This window comes from Acinetobacter sp. (assembly GCF_050285345.1).
Lineage (GTDB): Bacteria > Pseudomonadota > Gammaproteobacteria > Pseudomonadales > Moraxellaceae > Acinetobacter.
This window is the reverse complement of record NZ_JBLZXR010000020.1, coordinates 1-25,722: the sequence shown is the minus strand read 5'-3', so window position 1 is coordinate 25,722 and position 25,722 is coordinate 1. Positions and strand designations below refer to the sequence as shown.

Sequence of the window (25,722 nt, the reverse complement as noted above, 5' to 3'; positions counted from 1 at the left end):
AATGAGAATTTTTTTAACGATGGACGTTCTTTAGGTTTTGTAAAGCTGTGTAAAGCGATTAGAATAGCGCCATCTTGCAAATACCTTTTGACTTATGTCCGATCAAAATCTCCCTCCTCATCAATCCAATCAACTTGATTTGGTCTATGGTTTAAACGACCGCCCTCGCCCGATCATTGCTTTCCTCGCTGCTTTTCAACACCTTCTCGCCATTATTGTCCCGATTGTGACGCCGGGCTTGTTGATTTGTTTGGCCCTTGGTGTATCGAAAGAAGACACCAACATGATTCTATCCATGTCTTTAGTAATTTCAGGCATTGCAACTTTCTTACAATGTAAAAAAGTCGGTCCATTCGGCGCGGGTCTTCTCATTGTACAAGGCACTAGCTTTAACTTTATCGGCCCCATCATTGGTATTGGTTCTGCCATGGTTGCAGCAGGCACACCGGTCGAAGCGGTTATGGCTTCGATTTTTGGTGTCGTGATTGCAGGCTCATTTATTGAAATGGGCGTATCACGCATCTTGCCATGGGTGAAAAAACTAATTACTCCATTAGTCACAGGTATTGTGGTGCTGTTAATTGGTTTAACCCTGATTAAAGAAGGTTTAATCAGTATGGGCGGTGGTTATCAAGCCATGAGCGATAAAACCTTTGCCAATGCCGACAACCTGATTATGTCATGCACCGTTTTGGCTCTGATTATTTTACTCAACCGTGTACGCATTACGTGGGTCAAAAGCTCAGCGATCCTGATTGCACTGGTAATTGGTTATATCCTTGCTGGCTTTATGGGACATTTGAACTTTGAAGGTCTAAAAGATGCGCCACTGGTTCAACTGCCAACTCCTATGCACTTTGGCTTAAGCTTCTCTTGGAGCTTATTTATTCCAATGGCATTCATTTACCTCGTTACATCTTTAGAAGCGATTGGTGATATCACAGCAACCTCCAAGCTGTCTAACCAAGCCGTAGATGGTCCTGAATGGATGCAGCGTATTAAAGGCGGTGTCTTGGTCAATGGTGCCAACTCATTCCTCGCAGGTATTTTCAATACTTTCCCAAGTTCTGTGTTTGCGCAAAATAACGGCGTGATTCAACTGACTGGTGTTGCCAGCCGTTATGTCGGTATTTGGATTGCGGCATTATTGGTGATTCTAGGTCTACTTCCAGCGGTTGCTGGGGTGATTCAGGCAGTTCCTCAAGCTGTGCTTGGTGGTGCTGTCATGGTGATGTTTGGTGCAGTTGCTGCCTCTGGGATCAACATTTTGTCAGGTATTCATCTGGATCGCCGTGCCCTGCTGATTATTGCAATTTCATTGGCTTTGGGTCTAGGCGTTGCACAAGTTCCACAAATTTTGGAACATCTACCTGAATTATTCCGCAACATTTTCAGTTCAGGTGTTGCTACTGGCGGTATTGCTGCCCTTATTTTGAATATTGTTCTTCCTGAAGTGAAGAAGTAAATTCATTTGTCTAAAAACACTGCCTAGGAATTCCTAGGCAGTGTTTTTTATGATGGAGAGATCAATGGATCTAACAAGTGAAGTCGTCATTCGACAGATCGATTTTTTGAAAGGCCGTGTGCTATTCGTCAACGCACCGACAGATGAATTACTCAGTCAATTCAACGAATCCGTCCAGCCATCCATTTGGTGCTGGAATTTTAATGATTATCAGTACTTTCAATCACAACAGTCGGATGTACATTTTGGCGTCGAATTTCCAGAAGCACAATTTGACCAAGCTGTGATTTTTGTACCCAAATCAAAAGAATTACTCAATTACCTACTGCATAATGTCGCAAGCCATCTTGCTCAAGGCGCTTCAATTTTCTTAGTGGGTGAGAAAAAAGGCGGGGTTGAACGTGCTGCCAAACAAATGCAGCCCTATGGCAAAACTTTAAAACTCGACAGTGCGCGTCATTGCCAAATGTGGCAAACCCAATTAGAAAAAACCGTCAGCACCAAAGCATTAAAAGATTGGGTACAGCAATATACCGTGGCAACCCCAAATGGCGATCTTACTATTTGTGCCCTACCTGGTGTCTTTAGTCAAAATCGACTGGATGTCGGTACTGCGACTTTATTACCCTATTTATCCCAAGTGACCTCCGGCAAAATTGCTGACTTTGGTTGTGGCGCAGGTGTCATCAGTGCCTATTTAGCCAAACTCAATCCGAAAAATCGTATTTTTGCGATGGATGTAGATGCCTTTGCATTGGCCTCTACGCAAATGACCTTTGAGAAAAATCTCCTTGAACCTGAACAGCTTGAGATCAAAGCAGTATCAGGAATTGAAGACGCTCCGCTATTTTTACATGCCATTGTCAGCAACCCACCCTTCCATCAAGGGATTCAAACCGACTACAATGCCAGTGAAAATCTATGCAAAACTTCGCGCAGACACTTAAAGTCTGGGGGGGAGCTTTGGATTGTTGCTAACCGTTTCCTCAATTATCCAATCTTAATTGAGCAACATTACGGTCAATGTACCATCAAAGCAGACCAACAAGGCTTTAAAGTGTTGTTTGCGAGCACGCAAAAAAATCTTAAGGAATAATGATGAGCGAAACTCAAAAACCAGCTCAACTTCAGCGTAAGTTGGGTGCTCGCCATCTCAATATGATTGCAATCGGTGGCTCTATTGGTACAGGTTTATTCCTTGCTTCTGGTGCAACGATTGCCAATGCGGGCCCAGGCGGCGCGCTACTGGCATACTGCTTAATTGGCATCATGATTTACTTCTTGATGACCAGTTTAGGCGAGCTTGCTACACACAACCCGAGCTCTGGTGCCTTTTTTACCTATGGCACCAAGTATGTTGAGGGTGGTTTCGGCTTCGCTTTAGGATGGAACTATTGGTACAACTGGGCCATTACTGTTGCATTTGAATTGGTTGCTGTTCAATTCATTATGAAATTCTGGTTCCCTGACATTCCAGGTTTTTACTGGAGTGCGCTGTTCTTGGCGATTATTTTTGCCATTAATGCCTTAACTGTGAAGGGTTTTGGTGAAAGTGAATTTCTCTTCTCTTTGGTCAAAGTCGTTGCCATTATCGCCTTTATCATTATTGGTTTATTCATGATTGGGAAAATCATGCTAACTTCTGATGTGTCTGCTTTTGCCAACTGGACCAAAGGTGAAGCACCTTTTGTCGGTGGCTTACAAGCCTTGATTGGGGTTGCAATGATTGCGGGATTCTCTTTCCAAGGGACTGAGATGGTTGGTGTTGCCGCAGGTGAATCGAAAGATCCGAAGAAAACAATTCCTGTTGCAATCAAGCAAATTTTCTGGCGTATTTTATTGTTCTATGTGGTATGTATTTTCATTATTGGCACTCTGATTGCCTACGATGATCCACGCTTACTGCAAGCTGCAGCAACGGATAATATTGCGCTGTCGCCCTTTACCTTGCTATATGAAAAAGCAGGTTTTGCTTTCGCAGCCAGTTTGATGAATGCAGTGATTTTGACTGCAATTTTGTCTGCTGGTAACTCAGGCATGTATTCATCAACACGTATGCTATTTGATATGGCGCGTAAAGGCAGTGCACCGAAGCTATTCGCACGCTTAGATCCACGCGGTGTACCAATGAATGCACTCTATGCTACAACAGCAATTGCCGCGCTTTGCTTCTTAACCACTTTTTTAGGTGAACAAGAAGTTTTTAACTGGCTGCTAAATATGTCAGGTATGTGTGGCTTTATTGTATGGCTCGGTATAGCGATATCTCATTATCGTTTCCGCAAAGGCTACTTGGCACAAGGTTACAAGCTAGAAGATTTGGCATATCGCGCAAAATTTTTCCCGTTTGCACCGTGGTTTGCATTTATTCTTTGTACCATTGTGGTTCTCGGTCAAAACTATCAAGCAGTGACTGCTGGAGATTGGATGGGGGTATTATCAACCTATATCAGTCTGCCACTCTTCTTGATGATTTGGCTAGGCTATAAATGGAAAAACAAAACGAAGTTAGTCTCTTACCAAAACATGGACGTAAAACCCATGAGTCCAGATCAAGATTAATGTTTAGAAATTTAAAAGCAGCTTTAGAGCTGCTTTTTTATGCTTGAAATTTTAACTTTTTGGCTTTGATTTATTCTTCTAATACTTCATCTTCACGCATCACAAAATTACGGTCATCAATGACAATAGCCTGCTGACATATACCTGGTTTCTTGCGTTGCTGCTCAAATACTTCAGCGGACATTGGATCAAAACTATCAAAGAAACAAACTTCTTGATCATCCATAGAATAAATTAAAGAATGGTTGCCTATACCCTCCAAGGTATCGTAATACACTATGACAAAGCGTCCCGCCGCCACAAACTCTTGGAGTTGCTCATAACTTAACGCGGCGTGTAATGAAATATTTAGGGCCTGCGCTTCAAGATAACTTTGTACCTCAGTCGAATGCGGTGCTGGGTCATGTGCTGTATAAAACTCCACATCCAAACCAAGTTTCTTCAGTGCCGCAGCAAGTGAAATACCAAAAGTTCCATCCTGATCATTATGCTTACATAATTGAGCTAAATCAGAAATATCTAAATCCACACCATAGTGATGAAACACCATCCAAATCGCAAACACCCCACCATTGGCTTGTAAATTTTGTAAGTCTTTTGGAATTTCCATACTCATGGTCCAGCTCAAGTTGATTCAAGCTCATTATTCTACCCAAAATAAGCATAAAAAAAGCGACTCATAAGAGTCGCTTTCTTTTTACCGTTGTAAACTCAAATTATTGAGCAGCTGGTTCAGCTACAACAGTACGGCTACCAGAGATAGTCGCGAATACACGACGGTTCATAGCACGGCCTTCTTTAGTGTTATTGTCAGCGATCGGTTGATCCCAAGCGAAACCTTGAGTCGATAAACGAGCTGGATCAACGTTATATTCGTTAACAAGTGAAGATTTAACAGAGTTAGCACGAGCCAATGATAAACGTTCGTTTAGCGCACGTGGACCAGTGTTATCTGTGTGACCTTCGATGTTCGCTGTAGCGTTAGGGTATTCAACTAACTTTTCAGCAACTTTCGCGATTTCTGGTTTGTATTGATCTTTGATGTTTGATTTGTTTGTATCAAAGAACACACGAAGTTCCATGTTAAGGTCTTCAGTCAACTCTTGTGGAGCTGGAGCAACTGGAGCAACTGGAGCTACAGGAGCAACTTCAACTACAGGAGCAGCTGGTTTAAGGTGACCACCAAGAACTACGTTAAGACCAGCTAAAGCTGTATAGTTCCAGAAATCTTCGTCAATGTTGTAAGTAGCACGAGCTTCAGTACGTAGAGATAAAGCATCGTTTAAGCGCCAGAAAGCACCTAGACCAGCATTACCCAAAGTACCTTCTTCAGTAGTACCACGGTCAGCACCTAAACCACGAGCATCAGCTTCGTCAAATTTGTATTTGTAGTGACCAGCACCTAACAATACATATGGCTTAACTTTGCTGTCATAGTTTTTAGTGATCAAATCAGAAGTAGCATAGAAGTTACCGTTGATTTGAGTTTGTTTGTATTCGCTGTCAAGCGGATCAACATCACCTTTAACTTGGTTGTATTCAGCTTCGAAACCTAACCATGGAGTTAATTCAACACCAAGTGCTGCACCAACAAACAAGTCGTCTTGTAGCTCAGGACCTTCAGTTAGGTTGCCACGGCTGTTGTTGTGTTCAGAATCTTGGAAAGTGTAACCAAGCATTAATGGAGTAACAGTTACGCCTGCGTTTGCAGCAGCTAAAGGAGCAGCTACGAGCATTGCTAATGCAATACGACTCATTTTCATGGATTTATCCTCCAGAGATAACAATTGTTGTTCAAGCTCAAGCCGAAAAATTGGCTATCCTGAGATAGGCTTTCTAAATACCCCAGTTTTTTTTGTAAGCTATTCACGCTGAATCATACAAACACTTTATTCTTTTTCCAAGTGCTTGATTAATTTAATCAAGTAAATTATTGACAAAATTACTTACAATTTCCGTTGTAATTCGGTAAATTTCTACTCAATTTTGAGCTGTGAATCGCCTATTGTCACTTGCTATTTTCATTTTAACAGCTTTATTAAAAATTGAGTAATAAAATTCAATACCCAAAATTTATATTGCGATTAATGATACCTATAACACAACATTTATAAAAATAATATTAAAATCAGGATTAAATCAATGCCTTATTCAACAAAAAATGGGTTCACACTATTTGAACTTATTGTCGTCATTACCATCATTGCTATATTCGCCACCATTGCTTTACCACATTTCAATAACTTAATGGCAGAGCGAGAAGCCAAAAACGTCAAGGCAACCTTATTAAGCATGAACCATTTGGCGCGAAATAATGCAGCTTTATATCATTCTAATGTGGTGATTTGCCCCAGTGTAGATCAGCAGCAATGCCTCGCAAACAGTTGGAATACAGGTTTCATCCTATTTATAGACACCAATAAAAATAGACGTGTGGATGCCAATGAAAAAATATTACATCAGGAGCAACTCAATCTTAAATATGGAGATTTAAATTGGCGCGGCACACTAAGAATTCCCAGTCTCACCTTTCAAGCAGGTTACGGCTTACCAAATGGCTCAAATGGCAGCTTTTATTATTGCTCTAAAACTTCTGTCCAACATATACGTATACTCCTGAGTAAAATGGGACAGATACGTTTTGAAAATCCTGCCAGTTGTTAAAAACAGGAAACCCATGAGTCTACAAGGAAGCTTTAAATTTTCTTTATTCCTGATTCGTTTTACATATACTGCTAAAGCATTTTAAAAATTAACGCACATGGAATTGGAGATTCATAATGACTGAGATTGTCATCGTCAATGGTGCCCGTACTGCTATGGGTGGATTTCAAGGGAGCCTTGCTTCTGTAACTGCACCTGAACTCGGTGCAATCACCATTAAAGAAGCCGTTGCACGTGCTGGTCTACAAGCAAACGATGTAGAAGAAGTCATTATGGGCTGTGTTCTACCTGCGGGTTTAAAACAAGGCCCAGCACGTCAAGCCATGCGTCAAGCAGATTTGCCTGATTCAACAGGTGCCGTGACTATTAACAAACTCTGTGGTTCTGGCATGAAAGCAGTGATGCAAGCTGCGGATATGATCAAAGCAGGATCAGCCCATATCGTCGTGGCAGGTGGCATGGAGTCGATGACCAATGCACCTTATATTTTAACCAAAGCACGTGCGGGTTACCGTATGGGGCATGGTGATGTTAAAGACCATATGTTCCTAGATGGTTTAGAAGATGCTGAAACAGGTCGTTTGATGGGTTCTTTTGCACAAGACATGGCCAATACTCGTGGCTATACTCGTGAACAAATGGATGCTTTCGCAATTCGTTCATTAGAACGCGCACAAACAGCGGTCAATGAAGGTTACTTTGCCGATGAAATCGTGCCAGTAACCATTTCAACCCGTAAAGGCGATGTGGTTGTAGATAAAGATGAGCAACCATTCAACGCCAACATTGCCAAAATTCCAAGCCTCCGCCCTGCCTTTGCTAAAGATGGAACCATCACTGCGGCGAATGCAAGTTCAATTTCAGATGGTGCATCGGCTTTAGTTTTAACTTCAGCAGAGAATGCCAGTAATAAAGGCTTAGCGCCTTTAGCCAAAATTGTAGCGTATGCTTCAAATTCGCAGCATCCGTCTGAATTTACCATTGCACCAGTCGGTGCGATTCAAAAAGTTTTAAACCAAACTGGTTGGGATGCTCAAGACGTTGACCTTTGGGAAATCAATGAAGCCTTTGCCATGGTGACCATGTGTCCAATGGATGATTTCAAACTTGATCCGGCAAAAGTGAACATTAACGGTGGTGCATGTGCACTCGGTCACCCTGTCGGCTCAACAGGTTCGCGTATTATTCTGACCTTGATTCATGCCTTAAAACGTACAGGCGGTAAAAAAGGTATTGCTGCGTTATGTATCGGTGGTGGTGAAGCGACTGCGGTAGCCCTCGAATTACTTTAATCCTCAAGCATGATCTGTTATTGATATATTTTTATACAATAAAAGATCGAAAATTTTGCTGATATAAAAACAGCATTTATAAAAATCCCTCTGCATTGAGGGATTTTTATTACAAGACTATATTATGGTGAGTGAGTGTGCCTTGTTAAAATAACAACGAAAAAACAACGAGGATAGCACTATGCAACTGAATCACTACCTCAACTTTGATGGTCAAGCCGAAGCCGCTTTTAATTTTTACAAATCCGTCTTTGGTGGAGAGTTTGCAGCTTTCATGCGTTATGGCGACATACCTTCAGAGCAAGGTTCCACACTTTCCGAAGCTGATCAACAAAAAGTTATGCATATTTCACTGCCCATCAACGCAACAACGGTACTCATGGCATCGGACACCAATGATCAATTCTGTGCCCAAACCAATACTGTATTTACGCTAGGCAATAATCACTATATTTCAATCAATTTGGAAGCTCATGAACAAGCCGATGCAAAACGCTTATTTGATGCACTTTCAGTTAATGGGAAAATTGAAATGCCTCTCGATAAAACGTTTTGGGGTGCACTTTATGGCGCATTTACCGATCAATTTGGTATTCAATGGATGGTGAATTGCCAATTAGAAGAGGGATAAAATGTTCCTACTTTTAAACATCAATATTTGAAAATTGCGCAATAATAGTAAGCCCAACAGTAATAAAACCAATCCCCACCCATCCCGCTAAATCAATATTTTGCCCTAAAAAGGTTTTAGCCAATAGTGCTGTAGCAATCACCCCAATGCCAGACCACAGCACATATAAAATGCCTGCTTGCATAAATTTCAAGGCATAGGCTGCGCAAGCAAAGGAAATGATGTAAAGCACTAAGGCAATACCTTGGTCCAATTTATTGACCAGACCATTGCCCTTGGCTGAATAAAACGTTGAGAGTACATCTGTGACGATGGCGACCAATAGCCAAATGACACCCGGATTAATTTTTGCAAACAGTGCCATCATCGCCAATTTACCTTCCTCTTTGTCTCAAATCTGTTCATCAAAATGCTGCGTATAAATACAAAAAAGCTGGACCGAAGTCCAGCTTTTCATTTACTTGAAACCTTAAGCGCCCGTTTGATAACTAGCTTGCGCAACTGCGGTAGATGCTTGGTAAGGATGGGTAAAATCGCCCAAACCTGCCGCAGCTTCAAGAACATCCTTGCCTTCTTTGATCACGAAACTATCAAAGCCAGCACGTTTCATATAGTTCAAGACATCTTTAAACACATCGCCGGTTGCGCGCAGTTCACCTTGGAAACCTTGACGACGTAATAACGCTGCAAATGAATAACCACGGCCATCATTAAAGCCTGCAAAGTCAATAAAGATGGCATCCAATTGATCTAGAGGAAATTCATGGGTTTCAGGTGAAACATCAACAGTAACCAAAAGTGCTTTTTTACCTGAAACTTGAGCCAATTGATCTAATTGTTCAGCCGTTAAGACCACATCACCTTGCGGTAACACGCCATCTTCACCGACCAATTGATAGGTATTGTCTGCAATCGAGCCATCTTTAGAGAGGACTTGTCGTGCTGGATTAAGCATATGCGCGCTCCTTAAACGGTTGAATGCCAACACGGCGATAGGTTTCGATAAATTCTTCACCGTCATTTCGAAGGTCAAGATAGGTATTCAAAATTTCTTCAACGATGTCTGGAACCACATCCGCTGCAAAGGATGGACCTAAGATGTCACCAATCGAAGCATCATGGTCTGCATTCCCACCCAAAGTAATTTGGTAGAACTCAGCACCTTTTTTGTCCACACCCAAAATACCAATGTTGCCGACATGGTGATGACCGCAGGCATTCATACAACCTGAAATATTCAAATCCAATTTGCCGAGGTTATAAATAGTATCCAAGTCATCAAAACGACGTGAAAGCGCTTCTGAAATTGGAATCGATTTCGCATTCGCCAATGAACAGAAATCACCGCCTGGGCAGCAAATAATATCGGTTAAGAAACCAATATGTGCACGCGCGAGGTTATTTTTCTCAAGAATGCTCCAAAGCTCAAATAAGTCTTTTTGTGGCACATCCACCAACGCAATATTTTGCTCATGCGTGGTGCGGAGTTCACCAAAAGTATATTGGTCTGCAAGGTCTGCAATCAGCTTCATCTCTGCTGTAGACATGTCACCCGGTGCAATCCCTGCACGTTTCAGTGAAATCGTCACAATACGGTAGCCTTTCACTTTATGCGCATTGGTATTGATATTGAACCACTGTTTGAATTTCGGATGCGCAGCGAACTGTGTAGTAAAATCTTCATCTGCATAATCTTGATAATCAAATGGCGTGAAGTTCTCATCCATTTTCTTCAAGGTGTCTGCATCAACTTTTAAGGTTTTGATGGTATGCGCAAATTCAGCTTCAACTTTTTCAGCAAATACTGCTGGCGTTAATGCTTTCACTAAAATTTTAATACGTGCTTTGTATTTGTTGTCACGGCGACCATGCAAGTTATAGACGCGTAGCACCGCTTCAAGGTAGGCAATCAAATCTTCACGTGGCAAGAAGTCGCGAATGAAACTACCAATTACAGGGGTACGACCTAAACCACCACCGACTTTAATTTTATAGCCAATTTCACCCGCTTCATTTTTTACGATATATACACCGATATCATGGAATGCGGTTGCAGCACGATCCGTTTCTTCAAGTGCTGAGACTGCAATCTTGAACTTACGTGGCAAGAAAGCAAACTCAGGATGGAAAGTTGACCACTGACGAATCAATTCACACGTTGGACGCGGATCTGCAATTTCACCCGCAACTACACCTGAGTATTGGTCAGTCGTGGTATTACGGATACAGTTACCTGAAGTTTGAATCGAATGCATTTGAACAGATGCAAGCTCTTGCAACATGTCCGGTACATTTTCTAGTGCAGACCAGTTAAACTGAATATTTTGACGGGTGGATACGTGCGCATAGCCGCGGTCAAATTTTTGCGCCAAATCCGCAACTTTACGCAGCTGCTTGGAATTCATCAGACCATAAGGCACTGCAATACGCAGCATCGGCGCATAGCGCTGAACATACAAACCATTTTGAAGGCGCAGTGGACGGTACTCATCTTCCGTCAATTTGCCTGCTAAATAACGTTCCGTTTGATCGCGGAACTGTGCAACACGTTCATTAACCAGTTGCTGGTCAAAATCAGTATATAAATACATGGCGTACAGCTAGTCATTTCTATTATAACGGCGCACAGCATAACCAGATTTGATCTATCAACAAAATGCGTTTTTTACATACTTTATAACGATTTTATTGATAAGGCGATGTAGAGTTCACTGATATAAAGCCTTTCAGCGGTTTTTACTTTATTTTTACCAATATTGATTATTTTATTCATTCCTTAGCATTTATTTTCATAATAAAAAGAAGCTTGAGTAATTAGGCTTCTTTTCACCTTAATTTCAATACATCGATTTATCTCTATACAGCATACACCGCCAAAACTCTATCCATTTGGTTCTCAAATGGACCATAAATATCTGCCATTTATAAAGAATCAGCACCCAAAGGCCTTCCGATAAAGTCGTATCTTAGAGTTGAACGCGAAAACTTGATGGGGCAAGCCAATTGCTGTTCATGTTGTGCGTTCCCTTCGGTTAACGGCACAGATACTACCCATGCGCGGTCTTGTGCCAACTGTGAATCAAGTGCTTCGTCCAACTTTAATACAGGCTCAACGCAAACATCTTGTTGCTGAAAAATGGTGTTCCATACCGCAAAATCTTGGCTTTTAATTTTATCTTTTATCGCTTGTTTCACGACTTGACGGTCTTCAGTCGTGAGTGATGCCCCCTTTTCAGCCACAATCGGCAACTCTAAAATCTGTGCTAACCCTTGCAGAAACTGCGGCTCTAAACTTCCAATCGACACATAACGCCCATCTTGGGTCTCATAGTAGTCATAAAAAGTCGCGCCATTCAGATAGCTTTGCTCAGGCCCTTGTTTTTCCTGTCCTGCCAAACTTGCCGCAGCAGCCATACTGTTGAGTCCGACCACACAGTCGGTCATCGAAATATCAATATATTGCCCAAGTCCGCTACGTTGCCTTTCAATCACTGCGGCCAATATACCAATCACGCTATGTAAAGAGCCGCCGGCAATATCTGCAATTTGAATCCCCATCGGTGGTGGCCCACCGTGTTGTCGACCACTATGCCCAGCAATGCCTGACAAAGCCACATAATTGATATCGTGCCCTGCCTTATTTTGATAATGACCTGTTTGCCCATAGCCAGTAATGGAACAATAAATCAAACGCGGATTGATTTGAGATAAGGTCGGATAGTCCAACCCCAGTCTTTGCATCACTCCGGGACGAAACTGTTCAATCACGATGTCATAGTCTGAAATTTTAGCTTTAATCAGTTCAATATTGGCCGGATCTTTTAAGTCCAACGCAACAGACTGCTTGTTTCGATTCAGATAACTATGTGCTGTGGCCTGCCCATGGGCATAGGGCGGCATTAAACGGATCAGGTCTGGTCGGGTTGGTGACTCAATGTGGATCACTTCTGCACCTAAGTCCGCCAAGTACATTGTTGCAAAAGGCCCAGGTAATAATGTCGAAAAATCGAGAACTTTCAATCCTTTTAAAGCTGCATCCATAAGTCGTTTTTCTCTAATTGTGTTGATTTTTCATCCATGGTAAAAATATAAAAAGATTAAAACAATGTCATGTTCAGCCATTTACCTTGATAGTTTCGGCAATCTACCATGTAAAAATGGTAAAATACCTGTTGTAAATTGCCATAATTACTTTTTTAGCGTCATTTAGGTCAAACATTTGTGAACATTAAAGAGACTGAAGGATTAAACATGAGTCGTGATACGATCAGTATCCATTTCGTCAACGCAGCCTTAACTGGTGTGAAACGTCTCGGCATGGATGTCGAAACTTTATTGTCTCACGTTGGCATTGAGGCGGAACTTTTACGCCAACCCAAAGCACGTATTTCACCTGAACAGTACACACGTTTTATTAAAATGTTGTGGATGGTGACTCAAGACGAACACGTTGGTTTTGATATTCAACCACGTCGTTTGGGTACGTTTGCCATCATGTGCCAATTGATTATTCATGCCAAAACTTTGGGTGAAGCACTTGAATTATCTTCTCAATTCTACAAATTATTTGGTGATGACTGGGCTGTAACGCTGGAACGTGATAAACACGAAGCGCGTTTAGTTCCACAGATTCCAAAAACTATGGATCCCGATCATTTCATTACTGAAAGTATGTTGATGATTTGGCATGGTTTGGCATCATGGCTGATTGAACGCCGACTGCCGCTTGAGCGCGTACACTTTGGTTATGCACGCCCTGATCATGCCGATGAGTACGATGCATTATTCTTTGCACCCGTGATGCAATTCGATATGCCGCGTACCGAAATTACCTTTGCAGCCGACTATTTAGATCTTCCAATTCGTCAAAATGAAGAAACTTTAGAAGAGTTCTTAAAAGCCGCACCTGCACAGTTATTGGTGAAGTTTAAAAATACCAACTCACTGACTTCACGTATTCGTGATGTATTAAAGAGTCAAATTGGTGAAGAAATGCCAACGCTAAATGACGTGGCATCAATGTTGTATCTATCCCCTCAAACGCTTCGCCGTCGTCTCGCAGCCGAAGGAAAAAGTTATCAAGGTGTAAAAGATGCATTGCGTCGTGATGCAGCGATTCATTTATTGCTCAACCCAGATTTAACTCTTGAAGATGTAGCACAACAAGTGGGCTTTAGTGAAACCAGTACCTTCCACCGTGCATTTAAAAAATGGACAGGCGTGACCCCAGGCCTGTATCGCCAATTACACGGTTATCATTAATTTGTGTAAAGCATAGAAATAAACATCGCTCTTTAATCCTCGCCCAAGTGAACAACTTGGGCTTTTTTATTGGCTAAAAATATCACTTGATCTGACCCGTTCTCGTCATTGCACTCGCCCAATTAATGCGTACACTCAAAAACACATAAAAATTTTAATACATAAATAAAGGGATAGAGTTATGAGCGAGGCTTACATCATTGATGCCATTCGCACACCGCGCGGCAAAGGGAAAAAAGACGGTTCATTGCATGAGGTTAAACCGATCAGCCTGCTCACCGGCCTGCTGAATGAACTGCGAAGCCGTCATAAATTTGACACCTCTGCAGTCGATGACATTGTTTTAGGCTGCGTCACACCTATTGGCGATCAGGGGGCAGACATTGCCAAAACTGCAGCTATTGCTGCGGGTTGGGACAATGATGTGGCGGGTGTTCAGATTAACCGTTTCTGCGCGTCCGGTTTGGAAGCGGTAAATCTGGCTGCGCAAAAAGTCCGTTCAGGCTGGGAAGATTTAGTGGTTGCCGGTGGTGTTGAATCCATGTCGCGTGTACCCATGGGTTCTGATGGCGGGCCTTGGGCGCTGGATCCAGAAACTAATTTAAAGTCACATTTTGTGCCGCAAGGCATTGGTGCCGATCTCATTGCCACGATTGATAGCTATAGCCGTGCTGATGTCGATGCCTTTGCCGCAAATTCTCAGAGAAAAGCAGCTACGGCCCAAGCCAATGGCTATTTCAATAAATCGGTCGTACCTGTCAAAGATAAAGCAGGCGTGACGATTTTAGCTCAAGACGAATTTATTAAACCAAGCACGACAACAGAAGGTCTCAGCAAACTGAATCCAAGTTTCGCCATGATGGGGCAAATGGGCTTTGATGCCATTGCCTTGCAAAAATACCCTGAAGTAGGCGCGATTCATCATGTGCATCATGCGGGCAATTCATCCGGTATTGTCGATGGTGCTGCCGTGGTTTTATTGGCATCTGAAAAAGCAATCAAAGAGCAAGGTTTAAAACCACGCGCCAAAGTACTGGCAACGGCATTGGTCGGCGCAGATCCGACCATCATGCTGACCGGCCCTGCGCCCGCTGCGCGTAAAGCCTTAGCCAAAGCTGGCCTGACGATTGAGGATATTGACCTGTTTGAGGTGAATGAAGCCTTTGCTGCGGTAGTGATGTGTTTCATTAACGAGCTTCAAGTGGATCCAGCCAAAGTCAACGTCAATGGCGGTGCAATTGCCATGGGTCATCCACTAGGGGCAACAGGCGCAATGATTTTAGGCACGCTGTTGGATGAACTGGAACGCCAAGGCAAAAAACGCGGCCTTGCTACCCTGTGTGTCGGCGGCGGCATGGGCATCGCCACCATTATTGAGCTGGTATAAGGAGAATAAAAATGAGCGCAATTCAATTTGAAAAAAATGCCGACAACATCGTGATCCTGACACTGGATTCTCCAAACCAGTCTGCCAATACCATGAATGCCGATTTCCGCACGGCACTGAGCGCAACAGTCGAAAAACTGCAAGCCGATGAAAATATTGCAGGGATTATTTTCCGCTCGAACAAAAAAACCTTCTTTGCCGGCGGTGACTTAGACGAACTGATTCAAGCCACACCTGAACATGCGACCGAATTCTTCAACATGATTGAAGAGATGAAAGCCAAACTACGTTATATCGAAACGCGCGGCATTCCAGTTGTCGCTGCTTTAAATGGAACAGCGCTTGGCGGTGGCTGGGAACTGGCACTTGGCTGTCATTATCGTATTGCACTCAATGATCCTAAAGCAAAATTTGGCTTACCTGAAGTGACCTTAGGCTTACTGCCGGGCGGTGGAGGTATTGTCCGTATGACGCGTTTATTGGGTCTGCAAAATGCCTTTCCACTCTTGATGGAAGGTAAACAATTTGGTGTCGAAAAAGCCAAATCATTAGGCCTCATTCATGACACAGCAGAAACCGAACAAGAACTAATGGATAAAGCTATGGCTTGGGTCAAAGCCAATCCCAAATCGGTACAGCCTTTTGATGTCAAAGGCTATAAGATTCCGGGCGGTACACCGTCTACGCCTGCTGTGGCGCAAATGCTGGCAATTGCCCCTGCAATACTGCGCGATAAAACCAAAGGCTGCTACCCAGCACCTGAAGCAATTATGGCTGCTGCTGTTGAAGGCGCTCAGGTTGATGTAGATACCGCACTGACCATTGAATCACGCTATTTTACCTATTTGGCCACCGGTCAAATTTCTAAAAATATGATCGGCACCTTCTGGCATGGACTCAATGCGATTAAATCAGGCGCCAGCCGTCCCAAAGATGTGGCGAAATGGAAAGCCACTAAAGTCGGCATTTTAGGTGCAGGCATGATGGGTGCAGGCATTGCCTATGCAACTGCATCCAAAGGCATCGCCGTTGTGCTGAAAGATGTATCACTTGAAAATGCAGAAAAAGGCAAAGCCTATAGTCAAAAATTGCTAGATAAAAAAGTTTCGCAAGGTCGCCTCAGTGCAGAACAGCGTGATCAGGTTTTAGGATTGATTCATACCACGGCGGAAGCAGCGGATTTGCAAGGCTGTGACCTGATCATTGAAGCTGTGTTTGAAAATCAGCAACTGAAAGCCCAAGTCACTCAAGAAGCCGAAGCCTATTTGGCAGATGGTGGCATTTTTGCATCTAATACCTCAACCTTGCCGATTTCAGGTCTAGCGGACGCATCAAAAGATCAAGCGCATTTCATTGGCCTGCATTTCTTTAGTCCAGTCGATAAAATGCAGCTGGTAGAAATCATCAAAGGGAAAAATACTTCGGCAGAAACCTTGTCCAAAGCCTATGACTATGTACAGCAAATTGGTAAAACCCCAATTGTGGTCAATGATAGCCGCGGCTTCTTTACTAGCCGTGTGTTTGGCACTTTTGTGCAGGAAGGTTTACACTTATTACACGAAGGCATTCCTCCTGCGAGGATTGAAATGGCAGCGCTGAAAGCTGGCATGCCCGTCGGCCCGCTTGCCATTCAAGACGAAGTCTCGCTGACGCTGTCTGAACATGTTGCGCATGAGACTCGTAAAGCGCTGCAAGCAGAAGGCAAAGACTTGCCGTACTCAGGCGCTGATGAAGTGATTCAAAGCATGATTCATGAGTTTGGCCGCAAAGGCAAAGCGGCGGGCGCAGGCTTCTATGACTATCCTGAAGGTGGCAAAAAGCATTTATGGGAAGGCTTAAGCAAATGGCAAAAGGATACCCATATTTCTGAACAGGAAATGATTGATCGCTTCCTGTTTGTGCAGTCTTTAGATACCCTGCGCTGCCTAGAAGAAGGCGTGTTGGAATCGACTGTAGATGGCAATGTCGGTTCAATTTTCGGTATTGGCTTTGCCCCATGGACAGGTGGCGCGCTGCAATTCCTCAATCAATATGGTTTGGAAAAAGCGCTTGAGCGTGCAAATACACTGGAAGCGAAATACGGTGAACGCTTTAAAGCACCGCAATTGCTGAAAGATAAAGTCGCAAAAAATGAGTTGATCTGATCCATCCAATGCAAATTAAATAAGGAGCCGAGCGCTCCTTATTTCGTACGTCTCAACCTGTTGATCGACAACAAGTCTAAAATTTACACGTTATTTCAGTAATTTCATGTTATAAAGTAACATTATTTTAATTTATCTTTTGAATTGGGTAGGTTGTTATGACTGATCATTCTTCTCCTGAAAAATCACCTTGGGGTTGGAAAGCACTGATTATCTTTTGTATTTTAGGTGGTCTGTTTATGTTTATTTTCTGGCTTGCAATCTCCAATGAACCAGACTATATGCCAAGTCAGCAAAATAAAAACAATACCCAACAGCATGCGTTTAAAAATGCGCCAGTGATGTCAGAGGAAGCGTTACAACAAGCCCAAGCAGATAAAGCGACCCGTGAACAATCGGCAAGTCACGCAGCAGCAGTTGAAGACATGCACATGACGCCAGAGCAACATGCACATATGGATGATACTAGCCCTGAGCCAACATCAAGCAACGAACACTAAGCTTCCACGCATAAAAAAACGCTTAATAATTTAAGCGTTTTTTTATGTCCAGAGGATTGATCGTTGCATTTAATTTAAAAGCACAATCGCATATCCATATGTGGAATCCCACAATCCAAATATTCCTCACCCTCAGCTATAAAGCCAAGAGAGGCATAAAATGGCAGCGCATGAACTTGTGAGGAGAGTTTGACAAACGATCTGCCTTGTTGCTGAGCCAATTGAATAATGCTTTGCATCAATACACGACCGACACCCTGCCCACGATACTCTTTGAGCACAGCCACGCGACCAATACTGTTATTTTCAAGCAAACGTGCTGTGGCAATGGCTTGCCCCTGATCATAGGCAATGAAATGTAGTGACACAGCATCTTCACTGTCCCATTCATCTTCAGCTGCAATTTGCTGTTCCTGAATAAAGACCTGCTCACGAATCAGTTTGGCATCTTGTGCAAATTGTTCCCAACTGCCCGAAAGAATTTGTAGCTGTTGCATTTGTCTCTCCATCAGCATTTACAGCCAATATCTTGCTGATCCCATTGATCATTCAACAACAACTCTAAGGAATGTTTTTGAATGCCATACATGTCTTTCAATGCTTGTATTTGTGCCAAAACAGCCTGATCAGGTTGTTGATAATCTTGACGTTTGGTTGCCAAAATCATTTTATTTTTACTGGTATGTTCCAATGCCACAAATTCAAAGACTTTGGTTTCATAGCCGTAGGCTTTGAGTAACAAGGCACGAATGGTATCGGTCAGCATTTCCGCTTGTTGCCCGGCATGTATGCCAAACTGCAACATTGGTGCCAATACTTTCGGTGCTGTCAGCTGCGGGCGTAATTCTTTATGACAACATGGCGCGCACATGATCATTTGCGCATTCAGCCGGATACCGGTATGAATGGCAAAATCGGTTGCCACATCACAGGCATGTAAGGCAATCATCACATCCAAACGTTCAGGTGCATAGGTCCGCACATCTCCTTGGAAAAAGTCCAGTTGGGTAAACTGCGAACGTGCCGCAACCGATTGGCAGAACTCAACCATTTTCGGATTGAGCTCAACCCCAGTCACAAACGGCGTTTGAGCCTGTTTGGCCAAATAATCATACAAGGCAAACGTTAAATAACCTTTGCCTGAACCAAAATCGACTATGCGCAACGCCTGATCATGTTGAATCTGATTTAAAGCACCTGAGAAAATTTCGACAAATTTATTAATCTGTTTCCATTTACGTGCCATGCTCGGAATAATTTGTGCTTTGGCATCGGTAATACCCAGCGGCTGTAAAAAGTAGCTGTCTTGATCAACATAACGATGTTTGGCACGATCATGTCCTTGATGCTCAGTTACGGTATTTTTACTCAGCACAGGTTTGACTTTACTGACTGTCAACATGACTTTCTTTTTATTTTTCTTTAGCTGTAACTCTTCATCGGCCGTGATGAGATTGGCTTGCTTACAACATGCCAGCAGACTCTCCACCTGTGACAAGGCTGAAGCTATAGGGTAATTTTTAGTAATATCTTGAGTCTTATACCGATATAAACAACTTAAAAATGACTCCCCTTGCAATGAAATGACTCTCAAGGTTATTTTTTCCAAATGCTCAAGTTCACCTTTATATTGACTCAAGATCATGCGATCAAAACGCTGTGTTTCAATGGCTTGCTGAAAGGCCGCTAAAAATTGCTGCTCTTGCGTAGAGGGAGAAGCCAAAGATGACATAATATAAACCTACATAAATTTGCAAAACAATTTTAAATCTTCTTACACCAAAAGCAAAATTAAATTACTATACACATGTATATTTAGATTATTATAAAAGAGACCGTATGAACTCTCCCCCTGTTGCACACTATGATCCCGCTGAAGAAAAGCTGAATTTCTATACCCATGCTTTCGGTGCTGCCTTGTCTGTCATTGCAGGTATCTTATTGATTATAAAAGGTGCTTATTTACCGACTGGACAATGGATTGCGCTGTGGGTCTATGCGCTGAGTATGGTTTTATTATTCTCAGCTTCGAGCTTATATCACTTTGCCGAGTCCCCTGAACGTCGTGGTTTATATAAAAAACTGGATCATACTGCCATTTATTATTTGATTGCTGGTACTTATACCCCATTTTTGGCCATCGCCATTCCCACCGCAAAAGCACACTATTTATTGATCGCACTTTGGGTGATTGCGGCAATTGGAACACTATTCAAGTTAATATTCATTAATCGTTTTCAGAAAATTTCACTCCTCGCCTATTTGGTTATGGGTTGGCTTGCAGTGCTAGTCATCGATGATATGCAACGCTTTTTATCCGATCAAGCTTTAACCTACCTGATCATTGGTGGGCTATCTTATACAATTGGTGCATTGTTTTATGCCCTAAAAAAGGTAAGATATACCCACGCTATCTGGCATATTTTTGTATTGATAGGTGCAGGATCACATTTCCTGTCGATTTATCTCTACGTGATATAAACCGCTCACACTGCATTCTTTAGTGACCCTAATTCCGCAGACTGTAAGTAGGTATTTCGTGTTTTTTTAAGAAATTACGCCTTTTTTAAAAAGATTACGCTATTAAAACTAAGTTCAATTATTTTTAGTAAGTGTAAGGTCTACCATGGCGTCTTCAAGTGCTGCTGTATCGGAACAGCAACCAACAAATTCAAAATTCCGCGTGCTTACAGCAAGTCTTGTAGGTACAACAATCGAGTTCTTCGATTTCTATATTTATGCAACTGCGGCAGTCATTATCTTCCCACATTTGTTCTTCCCTGCAAGTACCGATCCAACCACAGCAACTATTCAGTCTCTGGCGACTTTTGCGATCGCGTTCATTGCCCGTCCAATTGGTGCTGCATTTTTCGGCCATCTCGGTGACCGGATTGGTCGAAAAGCCACCCTTGTTGCCGCATTGCTCACCATGGGTATTTCCACCGTGTGTATTGGTTTACTTCCAACTTATGCACAAATTGGTATCGCCGCACCATTATTACTTGCGCTTTGTCGTTTAGGCCAAGGTTTAGGTCTGGGTGGCGAATGGTCAGGTGCCGTCCTGCTAGCAACTGAAAATGCGCCTGAAGGTAAACGCGCTTGGTATGGCATGTTCCCACAACTGGGTGCACCGATTGGCTTCATTCTTGCAACTGGTTCATTCTTGACTCTCGGCCACTTCATGTCTGAAGCTGAATTCATGCAATGGGGTTGGCGTATTCCATTCATCTCTAGTGCTTTACTGGTGATTATCGGTCTTTGGATTCGTTTAAAATTACATGAAACGCCGGCATTCCAAAAAGTTTTGGACAAGCAAAAAGAAGTGAACATTCCATTTAAAGAAGTGATTGTAAAACACTGGGGAATGTTGATACTCGGGACGATTGCCGCGATTTGTACCTTCGTTGTGTTCTATCTCACCACGGTATTCGCCTTACAATGGGGCACAACCGAGTTAGGCTACACCCGTGAAGAGTTCTTAAAACTTCAATTGGTGGCTACCCTTTGCTTTGCCGCATTTATTCCATTGTCTGCGGTATTTGCTGAAAAATTTGGTCGTAAAGCAACATCTGTTGCAGTCTGCGTCATATCAGCATTATTCGGTCTGGTATTCTCCAGTATGCTTGAATCTGGCAGCACCATCCTTGTGTTCTTGTTCCTGTGTATCGGTTTAGCGATTATGGGCTTAACCTATGGTCCAATTGGTACGGTATTATCCGAGATCTTCCCGACCTCAGTACGTTATACTGGCTCAGCTCTAACCTTTAACTTGGCGGGTATTTTTGGTGCGTCTTTTGCTCCATTGATCGCGACTAAACTGGCAACAGGTTATGGTTTATATGCAGTAGGTTACTACTTAACAGCCGCATCGATTCTTTCACTGTTCGCCTTCTTGCTGATTCGTGAAACCAAAAATGATGATGTAAACAATCAGGTTTAATTCTCATTTAATACAAAAAAAGCCAGCAAATTGATGCTGGCTTTTTTATGGCTTGGATATCGTTTTTTGAAATGCAATGATCTCAATCAAAAAACAATTCTCTGGCATTTCCAAGATAGTTTTTTGCTAAATTAATTCAATAATATCAATCGTCGGTGGTACACGAAAACGAAATGGCACACCAACCATCCCAGTCCCAACCGTCACAAATACATCGGCATTTTCATGCTGATATAAGCCCTTTTTGTGACCTAAAATGGAAACTTTTTTCATCACATAGTCGGTTAACCATGGCAATTCGACTTGCCCGCCATGGGTATGCCCAGACAACATCAGTGGACGACCCGGCAATTTAGGCACCATATCCACGGTATCGGGATTATGTGAAAGGATCAGCCAAGGTTTATCTTGCGGTAGTTCAGGTAAATAACGCATATCAGCTTTACCTGCCCATAAATCACCAACACCGAGTAAGCGAAACTCATTAAATTCGACCACTTGCCCTTCAATATCAACCACGTTGTTAGAACTCAGGGCATTTTTTAGCAGTTCTTGAATCGGTGGTCCCGGATACTGTTCATCATGGTTGCCATTGACAGAATAAATGGGTGCCACAATTTTTTTCAGCACCGCCAATTCTTCTACCAGTTTATTTTCAGGCTCATAAGTCCAGTCCCCTGCAACGACTACAAGATCTGGATTTTGGGCATTAATTTTTTCAACGATAATTTTCAGTTGACGTTCATGGCCTGAAAATAACCCAATATGTAAATCACCAATTAAGGCCACACGTACAGGTTTTAATAAGGCGCGATCTTCATGTAACTTGTATTGCAGCTTATGCACCCGAACAAAATGCGGTTCGATAAAACGTGCATAACATAAAACGCCCGTAACCAATGCCACAAATACAGCCTCATGCAGTGAGTAATAACCACTCCAGCCAGCATAAAAACTAAAGAAGAACAATGGAATGAGTAAATAAGACAGATAAAAAGCCAACAAGTGAACAAAGGCTTTAAAGGGATGAATGGTTTCCGTACGCGACTGGCTTAACCACGCTTGAGAAATGGCCCAAATCCCAAGCACAGCCAGACCAATATAAAAATACATCACTACGGAATTTAATTCCCACATACATTTGCTCTACAATTTATCTGACTAGAAATTTTGTCTCTATATTTATCTTTTCACAGCTGACACTTATACTCAAATCAATTTTTTCAGTATCGTTGTAGTATGAACTCTGCCCCAAAGTTTCAGCAAAAGATACCTTTGCTTCAGCCCCACTATAAAGCTATTTTGCTAAGCAGTAGTCTCTTTTTGACTTTGCCGGCGTGTACAACCTTACCGAAACAGCAGCCTCAGCCTATCGAATACGCATTCAACACCCCAACAGAACAAACCACTTTGGCTAAAATTGTGCTGCCGCTGCGTGAACAAAATCCAGATTTGACGGGTTATCACCTGCTGTATGATCCCTTAGAAGCCTTGGCAGCACGCATCGAACTGATTAACAAAGCCGAAAAAAGCCTCGATTTACAATATTATATTTGGGATAACGATAAAATCGGTTCTTTGGCACTACATGCCATGATTCAAGCCGCAGATCGTGGCGTTAAAATTCGCTTATTGGTGGATGATAATAATGCCAAGAAAATGGAAGGCATTTATATGGCGCTCGATCAACATACCAATATCGATGTCAGACTTTATAACCCCTACCGTTTCCGTCATTTTCGTGCCATGGATATGGTATTGGATTTAAAACGTATCAACCGCCGTATGCACAACAAAAGCTTTATTGCCGATAATCAGATTGCACTGATTGGTGGGCGCAATATGAGCAACCAATATTATAACGTCAGTGACAATTATCAGTTTTCTGATGTGGACGTGATGTTAGTCGGTGCAGCCTCTGACGAAATTATTCATTCTTTTGATGAATACTGGAATGATGACCATGCCTATCCCGTGCGCCAACTGGTCAACCCACGCCATTACACCTTGCGTTATGACAGCTTAAAGCAACAACTGGAAGACTATAACCAAGAAGCAACGGTAGTGAATTATCTGGATTTAGCCAATCGCTCACATGCCTTTGAAAACTGGTTAAATAACCAAATTCAATTTGACTGGGTCAAAGCTGAAGTGGTCAAAGATTCCCCAAGTAAAATTAAAGCCAAAGCTAAAAAGGAAGAACATCTTAATTTTCAGCTGCTCAATCGATTAGATAAACCGGAACAGAGTGTTGATATTGTCTCGGCCTATTTTGTACCTGAAAAAATCGGGGCCAATCGACTAAAAAAACTCAGTGAAGATGGCGTTCAAGTTCGCGTATTGACCAACTCTTTCCAGGCCAATGACGTGCCTTTGGTGCATGCGTTTTATAGTAAATACCGACATGATTTATTGGAACATGATGTTCAATTATATGAGTTTTTATCCACACCGGATTCAGAAAATCTGAATACCAATACCAAAGAAATTTCGGAAAAATCCAAAGTCAGTATGAAAGGGCTCAGCCGTTCGAGTTTACATGCCAAACTGATGGCTTTGGATGAAAAACAGGTGTTTATTGGCTCATTTAACTTCGATCCACGCTCGGCTTATTTGAATACTGAAATTGGGGTCTTACTGAATAGCCCACGTCTTGCCAAAGCCGTGCACTACACCATGGATGAAAATCTCAGTAAATATGCCTATAAACTGGTATTAAACGCCGAGCAAAATATTAACTGGGAAATTAAACTCTCCAATGGCAATACTCGTACCTATATGTATGAACCTAAAATGAAATGGTGGCAAAAAGCCGGAATCAAAGTGATCTCATGGCTACCAATTGAAGGCTTTATGTAAAATGACTAAAGGCGTAATTGAGTAAAATTACACCTTTCGCTTAATCGACGAGAGGCGTATTTAAAACGCGTGCATGTAATTGTTTTAAGCCTTCCGTCATTTTCTCTTGCACTTCACGCGTCAAAGATTCAACTGTATACCCTGTCGAATCAATTGCAGGTAAAGTCATTAAATGCGCAGTGACATGCGGCATTTCCAAGACATTACGCACATGTCGATCAAAACTAATTTCGCCAATATAAGGAGCCACCATATCCAGTTGTCCGTCCTGATTTACATAACAAATCAAACAAATTTGTACCGGACGATTGGCTTCAATCGCAGCGCCTAAAAGTCGGCCATGGACTTTTTTAATTTTGCTGCCATCGGTCGTTGTTGCTTCTGGGAAAAACAATACCGGGCTGTCCTGTTTTAAAAAGTCGGTGATTTGTTCTTTAATTTTGATGGAATCGCCTGAACCCCGCTGAATAAATAAAGTACCGCCCCCTTTGGCTAAATTACCCACTACAGGCCATTTTTCAATTTCAGCTTTGGCCAAAAAGAATACCCGCGCACCAGAGCCCAAGACCGCCACATCTAACCAAGAAATATGATTACTGACCCAAAGCGCCGGCTGGCGCGGAATGTCGCCATGCACTTTGACATCAATATTAAAAACCTTGCATAACTTGCGGCAAAAATACTGTACATAACGGGTATTTTGAGGATTGTTGGGATTTTTATACAGTTGATGACGATAGACTAAATAAAATCCCTGAGAAACCGCAACCGTCGCTGCACTAACTTTTTTGCAATACAGGTAAAGTTTTGAAAAAATATTCATCTGGCTGGTCGTTACGGTTTGGGATTGGTTCATAAAAGCTTCACTGAAATTTCAGATCACCGAGTTTCGGCGTAATTTTTCATCATCATATACCGAAGTCATTTATTTTGCATTGATCTTGACATCCTCACCTCCCTTAAACGGAGGTGATTCCTACAGCTAGACGCTTATGCCCAAGCGCAAGAATGTTCAT

At 42.4% G+C, this 25,722-nt stretch carries 23 protein-coding genes; 13 read left to right on the top strand and 10 right to left on the bottom strand.

Features of this window, described 5'->3' with window-relative positions; all coding sequences use genetic code 11:
* Positions 1-94: 94 nt before the first annotated feature.
* From ACN6OV_RS01310 to ACN6OV_RS01300, 3 genes are all read left to right on the top strand, one after another.
* Entirely contained in the window at positions 95-1,465 is a 1,371-nt protein-coding gene (locus tag ACN6OV_RS01310) for a uracil-xanthine permease family protein (RefSeq protein WP_427948976.1), read from the top strand.
* A gap of 64 nt (positions 1,466-1,529) precedes the next feature.
* A complete protein-coding gene (locus ACN6OV_RS01305; protein WP_427948974.1) occupies positions 1,530-2,561 on the top strand; it encodes a methyltransferase in 1,032 nt (343 codons plus the stop codon).
* A gap of 2 nt (positions 2,562-2,563) precedes the next feature.
* Positions 2,564-4,027, top strand: a complete 1,464-nt coding sequence (locus ACN6OV_RS01300; RefSeq protein ID WP_427949041.1) for an amino acid permease — start codon at positions 2,564-2,566, stop codon at positions 4,025-4,027.
* Between the two features lie 70 nt (positions 4,028-4,097).
* Here the strand turns inward: ACN6OV_RS01300 and ACN6OV_RS01295 are convergent, their stop codons facing one another.
* Both ACN6OV_RS01295 and omp38 read right to left on the bottom strand, forming a co-directional pair.
* Entirely contained in the window at positions 4,098-4,643 is a 546-nt protein-coding gene (locus ACN6OV_RS01295; RefSeq protein ID WP_427948972.1) for a cysteine peptidase family C39 domain-containing protein, read from the bottom strand.
* A 100-nt stretch (positions 4,644-4,743) separates the two neighbouring features.
* A complete protein-coding gene (omp38, locus tag ACN6OV_RS01290) occupies positions 4,744-5,790 on the bottom strand; it encodes an outer membrane protein Omp38 (RefSeq protein ID WP_427948970.1) in 1,047 nt (348 codons plus the stop codon).
* Positions 5,791-6,169: 379 nt separating this feature from the next.
* On the opposite strand from omp38, the gene ACN6OV_RS01285 reads away from it, so the two are divergent.
* The 3 genes from ACN6OV_RS01285 to ACN6OV_RS01275 all read left to right on the top strand — a co-directional run bounded on the left by ACN6OV_RS01285 (position 6,170) and on the right by ACN6OV_RS01275 (position 8,614).
* Entirely contained in the window at positions 6,170-6,691 is a 522-nt protein-coding gene (locus ACN6OV_RS01285; protein ID WP_427948968.1) for a GspH/FimT family pseudopilin, read from the top strand.
* A 116-nt stretch (positions 6,692-6,807) separates the two neighbouring features.
* Positions 6,808-7,983, top strand: a complete 1,176-nt coding sequence (locus ACN6OV_RS01280; RefSeq protein WP_427948967.1) for a thiolase family protein — start codon at positions 6,808-6,810, stop codon at positions 7,981-7,983.
* Between the two features lie 181 nt (positions 7,984-8,164).
* Entirely contained in the window at positions 8,165-8,614 is a 450-nt protein-coding gene (locus tag ACN6OV_RS01275; protein ID WP_427948965.1) for a VOC family protein, read from the top strand.
* 13 nt (positions 8,615-8,627) lie between these two features.
* Here the strand turns inward: ACN6OV_RS01275 and ACN6OV_RS01270 are convergent, their stop codons facing one another.
* From ACN6OV_RS01270 to ACN6OV_RS01255, 4 genes are all read right to left on the bottom strand, one after another.
* A complete protein-coding gene (locus ACN6OV_RS01270; RefSeq protein ID WP_427948963.1) occupies positions 8,628-8,981 on the bottom strand; it encodes a DMT family transporter in 354 nt (117 codons plus the stop codon).
* A 102-nt stretch (positions 8,982-9,083) separates the two neighbouring features.
* The gene (locus ACN6OV_RS01265) at positions 9,084-9,569 is read right to left on the bottom strand and encodes a DUF934 domain-containing protein (protein ID WP_427948962.1); all 486 of its coding nucleotides are present in this window, start codon (positions 9,567-9,569) and stop codon (positions 9,084-9,086) included.
* The gene (locus tag ACN6OV_RS01260; RefSeq protein WP_427948960.1) at positions 9,562-11,205 is read right to left on the bottom strand and encodes a nitrite/sulfite reductase; all 1,644 of its coding nucleotides are present in this window, start codon (positions 11,203-11,205) and stop codon (positions 9,562-9,564) included. The genes ACN6OV_RS01265 and ACN6OV_RS01260 overlap by 8 nt, the downstream gene beginning before the upstream one ends.
* A 331-nt stretch (positions 11,206-11,536) precedes the next feature.
* Positions 11,537-12,655 carry a CaiB/BaiF CoA transferase family protein gene (locus tag ACN6OV_RS01255; RefSeq protein WP_427948958.1) on the bottom strand — a complete coding sequence of 373 codons (1,119 nt, stop codon included), beginning with the start codon at positions 12,653-12,655 and terminating at the stop codon, positions 11,537-11,539.
* A 210-nt stretch (positions 12,656-12,865) separates the two neighbouring features.
* On the opposite strand from ACN6OV_RS01255, the gene ACN6OV_RS01250 reads away from it, so the two are divergent.
* From ACN6OV_RS01250 to ACN6OV_RS01235, 4 genes are all read left to right on the top strand, one after another.
* Positions 12,866-13,876 carry an AraC family transcriptional regulator gene (locus tag ACN6OV_RS01250; RefSeq protein WP_427948956.1) on the top strand — a complete coding sequence of 337 codons (1,011 nt, stop codon included), beginning with the start codon at positions 12,866-12,868 and terminating at the stop codon, positions 13,874-13,876.
* Positions 13,877-14,057: 181 nt separating this feature from the next.
* Positions 14,058-15,263: an acetyl-CoA C-acetyltransferase gene (locus ACN6OV_RS01245; protein ID WP_427948954.1), complete on the top strand. Its 1,206-nt coding sequence runs from the start codon at positions 14,058-14,060 to the stop codon at positions 15,261-15,263.
* A gap of 11 nt (positions 15,264-15,274) precedes the next feature.
* Positions 15,275-17,407 (top strand): 3-hydroxyacyl-CoA dehydrogenase NAD-binding domain-containing protein, encoded by a 2,133-nt coding sequence (locus tag ACN6OV_RS01240; RefSeq protein WP_427948952.1) that lies wholly within the window; start codon positions 15,275-15,277, stop codon positions 17,405-17,407.
* Between the two features lie 158 nt (positions 17,408-17,565).
* Positions 17,566-17,907 carry a hypothetical protein gene (locus ACN6OV_RS01235; RefSeq protein ID WP_427948950.1) on the top strand — a complete coding sequence of 114 codons (342 nt, stop codon included), beginning with the start codon at positions 17,566-17,568 and terminating at the stop codon, positions 17,905-17,907.
* 74 nt (positions 17,908-17,981) lie between these two features.
* On the opposite strand, the gene ACN6OV_RS01230 is transcribed toward ACN6OV_RS01235, so the two are convergent.
* Together ACN6OV_RS01230 and ACN6OV_RS01225 are read right to left on the bottom strand one after the other, a co-directional pair.
* Positions 17,982-18,404, bottom strand: coding sequence for a GNAT family N-acetyltransferase (locus ACN6OV_RS01230; protein WP_427948948.1), 423 nt, complete (start codon positions 18,402-18,404; stop codon positions 17,982-17,984).
* An 11-nt stretch (positions 18,405-18,415) separates the two neighbouring features.
* Entirely contained in the window at positions 18,416-19,639 is a 1,224-nt protein-coding gene (locus ACN6OV_RS01225) for a class I SAM-dependent methyltransferase (RefSeq protein WP_427948945.1), read from the bottom strand.
* 107 nt (positions 19,640-19,746) lie between these two features.
* Here ACN6OV_RS01225 and trhA point away from each other — a divergent pair, with 107 nt between their 5' ends.
* Positions 19,747-20,388 (top strand): PAQR family membrane homeostasis protein TrhA, encoded by a 642-nt coding sequence (trhA, locus tag ACN6OV_RS01220; protein WP_427948943.1) that lies wholly within the window; start codon positions 19,747-19,749, stop codon positions 20,386-20,388.
* A 145-nt stretch (positions 20,389-20,533) separates the two neighbouring features.
* On the top strand, positions 20,534-21,847 hold the full coding sequence (locus ACN6OV_RS01215) for an MFS transporter (RefSeq protein ID WP_427948942.1): 1,314 nt from the start codon (positions 20,534-20,536) through the stop codon (positions 21,845-21,847).
* A 126-nt stretch (positions 21,848-21,973) separates the two neighbouring features.
* Here the strand turns inward: ACN6OV_RS01215 and ACN6OV_RS01210 are convergent, their stop codons facing one another.
* A complete protein-coding gene (locus ACN6OV_RS01210) occupies positions 21,974-22,984 on the bottom strand; it encodes a metallophosphoesterase (protein WP_427948941.1) in 1,011 nt (336 codons plus the stop codon).
* Between the two features lie 102 nt (positions 22,985-23,086).
* On the opposite strand from ACN6OV_RS01210, the gene ACN6OV_RS01205 reads away from it, so the two are divergent.
* On the top strand, positions 23,087-24,706 hold the full coding sequence (locus tag ACN6OV_RS01205; RefSeq protein ID WP_427948940.1) for a phospholipase D-like domain-containing protein: 1,620 nt from the start codon (positions 23,087-23,089) through the stop codon (positions 24,704-24,706).
* Positions 24,707-24,746: 40 nt separating this feature from the next.
* On the opposite strand, the gene ACN6OV_RS01200 is transcribed toward ACN6OV_RS01205, so the two are convergent.
* Positions 24,747-25,562: a lysophospholipid acyltransferase family protein gene (locus tag ACN6OV_RS01200; RefSeq protein WP_427948938.1), complete on the bottom strand. Its 816-nt coding sequence runs from the start codon at positions 25,560-25,562 to the stop codon at positions 24,747-24,749.
* Positions 25,563-25,722: the final 160 nt, after the last annotated feature.

Bases quoted from the DNA above. Each gene is read 5' to 3' on its own strand.
- ACN6OV_RS01235 (WP_427948950.1), top strand. From the start codon at position 17,566: ATGACTGATCATTCTTCTCCTGAAAAATCACCTTGGGGTTGGAAAGCA.
- ACN6OV_RS01240 (WP_427948952.1), top strand. From the start codon at position 15,275: ATGAGCGCAATTCAATTTGAAAAAAATGCCGACAACATCGTGATCCTG.
- trhA (WP_427948943.1), top strand. From the start codon at position 19,747: ATGAACTCTCCCCCTGTTGCACACTATGATCCCGCTGAAGAAAAGCTG.
- ACN6OV_RS01225 (WP_427948945.1), bottom strand. From the start codon at position 19,639: ATGTCATCTTTGGCTTCTCCCTCTACGCAAGAGCAGCAATTTTTAGCG.
- ACN6OV_RS01285 (WP_427948968.1), top strand. From the start codon at position 6,170: ATGCCTTATTCAACAAAAAATGGGTTCACACTATTTGAACTTATTGTC.
- ACN6OV_RS01270 (WP_427948963.1), bottom strand. From the start codon at position 8,981: ATGATGGCACTGTTTGCAAAAATTAATCCGGGTGTCATTTGGCTATTG.
- ACN6OV_RS01310 (WP_427948976.1), top strand. From the start codon at position 95: ATGTCCGATCAAAATCTCCCTCCTCATCAATCCAATCAACTTGATTTG.
- ACN6OV_RS01230 (WP_427948948.1), bottom strand. From the start codon at position 18,404: ATGCAACAGCTACAAATTCTTTCGGGCAGTTGGGAACAATTTGCACAA.
- ACN6OV_RS01210 (WP_427948941.1), bottom strand. From the start codon at position 22,984: ATGTGGGAATTAAATTCCGTAGTGATGTATTTTTATATTGGTCTGGCT.
- ACN6OV_RS01250 (WP_427948956.1), top strand. From the start codon at position 12,866: ATGAGTCGTGATACGATCAGTATCCATTTCGTCAACGCAGCCTTAACT.
- ACN6OV_RS01305 (WP_427948974.1), top strand. From the start codon at position 1,530: ATGGATCTAACAAGTGAAGTCGTCATTCGACAGATCGATTTTTTGAAA.
- ACN6OV_RS01245 (WP_427948954.1), top strand. From the start codon at position 14,058: ATGAGCGAGGCTTACATCATTGATGCCATTCGCACACCGCGCGGCAAA.
- ACN6OV_RS01280 (WP_427948967.1), top strand. From the start codon at position 6,808: ATGACTGAGATTGTCATCGTCAATGGTGCCCGTACTGCTATGGGTGGA.
- omp38 (WP_427948970.1), bottom strand. From the start codon at position 5,790: ATGAAAATGAGTCGTATTGCATTAGCAATGCTCGTAGCTGCTCCTTTA.
- ACN6OV_RS01215 (WP_427948942.1), top strand. From the start codon at position 20,534: ATGGCGTCTTCAAGTGCTGCTGTATCGGAACAGCAACCAACAAATTCA.
- ACN6OV_RS01295 (WP_427948972.1), bottom strand. From the start codon at position 4,643: ATGAGTATGGAAATTCCAAAAGACTTACAAAATTTACAAGCCAATGGT.
- ACN6OV_RS01255 (WP_427948958.1), bottom strand. From the start codon at position 12,655: ATGGATGCAGCTTTAAAAGGATTGAAAGTTCTCGATTTTTCGACATTA.
- ACN6OV_RS01205 (WP_427948940.1), top strand. From the start codon at position 23,087: ATGAACTCTGCCCCAAAGTTTCAGCAAAAGATACCTTTGCTTCAGCCC.
- ACN6OV_RS01260 (WP_427948960.1), bottom strand. From the start codon at position 11,205: ATGTATTTATATACTGATTTTGACCAGCAACTGGTTAATGAACGTGTT.
- ACN6OV_RS01300 (WP_427949041.1), top strand. From the start codon at position 2,564: ATGAGCGAAACTCAAAAACCAGCTCAACTTCAGCGTAAGTTGGGTGCT.
- ACN6OV_RS01265 (WP_427948962.1), bottom strand. From the start codon at position 9,569: ATGCTTAATCCAGCACGACAAGTCCTCTCTAAAGATGGCTCGATTGCA.
- ACN6OV_RS01275 (WP_427948965.1), top strand. From the start codon at position 8,165: ATGCAACTGAATCACTACCTCAACTTTGATGGTCAAGCCGAAGCCGCT.
- ACN6OV_RS01200 (WP_427948938.1), bottom strand. From the start codon at position 25,562: ATGAACCAATCCCAAACCGTAACGACCAGCCAGATGAATATTTTTTCA.